General features: G+C 72.4%; 3 protein-coding genes. 2 read left to right on the top strand and 1 reads right to left on the bottom strand.

Translation table 11 applies throughout. The features are described from left to right. The first annotated feature begins 269 nt into the window (after positions 1 to 269). Positions 270 to 1,043 (top strand): IclR family transcriptional regulator, encoded by a 774-nt coding sequence (locus SACHA_RS0104905; RefSeq protein ID WP_019807634.1) that lies wholly within the window; start codon positions 270 to 272, stop codon positions 1,041 to 1,043. Between the two features lie 228 nt (positions 1,044 to 1,271). Continuing rightward, positions 1,272 to 3,155 (top strand): aspartate--tRNA ligase, encoded by a 1,884-nt coding sequence (gene aspS, locus SACHA_RS0104910; protein WP_019807635.1) that lies wholly within the window; start codon positions 1,272 to 1,274, stop codon positions 3,153 to 3,155. Here aspS and SACHA_RS20330 read toward each other — a convergent pair. Continuing rightward, positions 3,122 to 3,377: tyrosine-type recombinase/integrase (locus SACHA_RS20330; protein ID WP_039737983.1), on the bottom strand; the 256-nt coding region annotated here is incomplete at its 5' end. The two genes, aspS and SACHA_RS20330, sit on opposite strands and share 34 nt — an antisense overlap.

Below are 3,377 nucleotides of genomic sequence, written 5' to 3' on the forward strand. Positions count from 1 at the left end.
CGGGGGCGCTGGCCGAGGCGCTGGGGGTGGTCCGGTCCGGCCGCTCCGCCGTGCTCGCGGTCCGCGTCCCCGGTGTCGGTCCCGCGGAGGCCGGATCCGCGCCCGGTGCGGGACAGGATTTCTCCACGGGCGGGTGACCGAACGGTCGGCGATGCGCACGGTGCGCATCGGTCCGGGTACCGCACGGGTATCGCGGTGCGATGTCGATCCGGCTCGGCGTTCGTGGGAGTGCGCCCGCACGGTGCCCGGCTTTCGTAGTATTCGCGACCGTGGGTGCGGAGAACGAACGTCCAGACGCGACGCGGAACCGGTCCGTGCTCGCCCGGGGGCTGTCCGTGCTGGACGCCTTCACCGACGGCACGGCGGAGCTGAGCCTGGCGGAGCTGGCCACGCGGACCGGGTTGCCGAAGCCGACGGTCCACCGGCTGCTCGGTGATCTGGTGGAGTGGGGTGCGGTGGAGCGCTCCGGACCGGGGCACTACCGGCTGGCCACGAAACTGTTCCGGCTCGGTCAGCTCGTGCCGCGGCAACGGGTGCTCCGGGAGGCGGCACTGCCGCATCTGGCGTACCTGCAGCGGATCAGCGGGGAGAACGTCCACGTCGCCGTCCCGGACAACGTGTACACGCTGTTTTTGGAGAAGGTCACCGGCGGCCGGGCGATGGCGGTCCGGTCGCGGGTCGGGAGCAGGATGCCGACCCACTGCACCGCCACGGGCAAGGTGTTCCTGGCGTGGGGCGGGCAGGACCGGCTGCGCCGGGTCGTGGAGGCGGGGCTGCCGCGGATCACTCCGCGCACGATCGTGCTGCCCGGACTGCTGCACCGTGATCTGGAGCGGACGGTGGAGCGCGGGGTGGCCGTCTCCCGGGAGGAGGTCGAGCACGGGGTGGCGGCCGTGGCCGCGCCGGTGCTCTCCTCCGGCGGCCGGGTGATCGCGGCCGTCTCGGTCACCGGGCGCGCGCAGACGCTCGATGTGGACCGGCTCTCGGACGCCGTGCGCGGCGCCGCGAGCGCGATGTCGACCACGCTGTCCGCGGGCTTCTGACGGCCGTCCCGCCCGGGACCCGCCGTGCATGGTGTGCCCCGTTCGGGGAAACCTGGTGGCGGCCGGACCCGCCGTGTTCGTTAACCTGTGCTGTCGGCGCCGCCCGGCCGGGCCCGCCGGCCGCGGGACGAGCGGTGCCCCCGGTGCCGGGATCGGCGGACGACGACCTACCGAGATCAACAGACGACCGATCGAGATCAGCAGACACTGTCGGAAGGACTCCGCGAAGTGCTTCGCACGCAAGAGGCCGGCACGCTCCGTGCCGGGCACGTTGGCCAGACCGTCACCCTCACCGGATGGGTGGCCCGGCGGCGCGATCACGGCGGGGTGATCTTCATCGACCTGCGGGACGCCGGGGGCGTGGCGCAGGTGGTCTTCCGTGAGGGTGAGATGGCCGACCGTGCCCACCACCTCCGAGCGGAGTACTGCATCCGGGTCGTCGGGGAGGTCGCGCGGCGTCCCGAGGGCAACGAGAACCCGGAGATCGACACCGGGGCGATCGAGGTGCTGGTGACCGACCTGGAGGTGCTGTCCGAGTCGGCGGTGCTGCCGTTCCCGCTCGACGAGCGGCTGGAGGTCGGCGAGGAGATCCGGCTGCGGTACCGCTACCTCGACCTGCGGCGCGCGGCGCCCGCCCGGGCGATGAAGCTGCGCAGCGACGTCAACCGGGCGGCGCGGGAGGTGCTGCACTCCCACGACTTCGTCGAGGTGGAGACCCCGACGATGACCCGGTCCACTCCCGAGGGCGCACGCGACTTCCTGGTGCCCGCCCGCCTGCGGCCCGGATCGTGGTACGCGTTGCCGCAGTCGCCGCAGCTGTTCAAGCAGCTGCTGATGGTCGGCGGTCTCGAACGGTACTATCAGATCGCGCGCTGCTACCGCGACGAGGACTTCCGTGCCGACCGGCAGCCCGAGTTCACCCAGCTGGACGTCGAGATGAGTTTCGTCGGCCAGGACGACGTGATCGCCCTGGCCGAGGAGGTCCTCGCGGCCCTGTGGCGGCTGGTGGGCGTCGAGGTCCGCACCCCGTTCCCGCGTCTGCCGTACGCCGAGGCGATGGCCCGGTACGGCACGGACAAGCCGGACCTGCGGTTCGGGCTGGAGCTCACCGAACTCACCGGCTTCTTCGCCGACACCCCGTTCCGTGTGTTCCAGGCGCCCTATGTCGGCGCGGTGGTGATGCCCGGGGGCGCCGACCAGCCCCGGCGGCAGCTCGACGCCTGGCAGGAATGGGCCAAGCAGCGCGGCCACAAGGGCCTCGCCTACGTGCTGGTCGGCGAGGACGGCACCCTCGGCGGGCCGGTGGCGAAGAACCTCGCCGAGCACGAGCGCGCCGGTCTCGCCGACGCCGTGGGGGCGAAGCCGGGGGACTGCGTGTTCTTCGCCGCGGGCAGGCCCGCCGACGCCCGGCACCTGCTCGGCGCGGCGCGGGTCGAGATCGCCGAGGTGCTCGGCATGATCGACGAGAGCGCGTGGTCGTTCGTGTGGGTCGTCGACGCCCCGATGTTCGAGGCGGCCGAGGACACCGAGGACGTCACCGTGGGTTCCGGGCAGTGGACCGCACTGCACCACGCGTTCACGTCCCCGACCCCGGAGTGGGTCGACAAGTTCGACGCCGACCCCGGCAACGCGCTGGCCTACGCCTACGACATCGTCTGCAACGGCAACGAGATCGGGGGCGGGTCCATCCGTATCCACCGGCCGGACGTGCAGAAGCGGGTCTTCGAGGTGATGGGTCTGCCCGAGGCCGAGGCGCAGGAGAAGTTCGGCTTCCTGCTCGACGCGCTGCAGTACGGGCCACCGCCGCACGGCGGGATCGCGTTCGGCTGGGACCGCATCGTGATGCTGCTGGCCGGCGCCGACTCGCTGCGGGAGGTCATCGCGTTCCCGAAGTCGGGGGGCGGGCGCGGTCGCGTCGGTCGCCCGGTCGGACGGGTCCTGGGCGCGCCTCGCCGTGTGGTGGGAAGTCGACATGGGGCGAAAGCTCCTCTTCGGCATGGACGGCGCCAGCGTATTGCGGTACTCGAAGCAGCGCCAACGCGACTCGCCTGGCACGACCGGGGTAGTTTTTCGCCCGCTCAGCCCAGAGCGCGGGGATGCGCCGTCACGTAGACCTCACGGAGGGTGTTGACCGTCACGAGGGTGTAGACCTGGGTCGTGCTCACCGACGCGTGGCCGAGCAGCTCCTGCACCACGCGGACGTCGGCCCCGCCCTCCAGCAGGTGGGTGGCGTACGAGTGCCGCAGGGTGTGCGGCGAGACCGGGGCGGTGATCCCGGCGCGCCCGGCCGCGTCCCGAAGGGTCTGCCACCCGCTCTGCCGGGACAGCCTGAGA

The sequence above is a fragment of the Saccharomonospora halophila 8 genome, assembly GCF_000383775.1.
Taxonomy (GTDB): Bacteria; Actinomycetota; Actinomycetes; order Mycobacteriales; family Pseudonocardiaceae; genus Saccharomonospora; species Saccharomonospora halophila.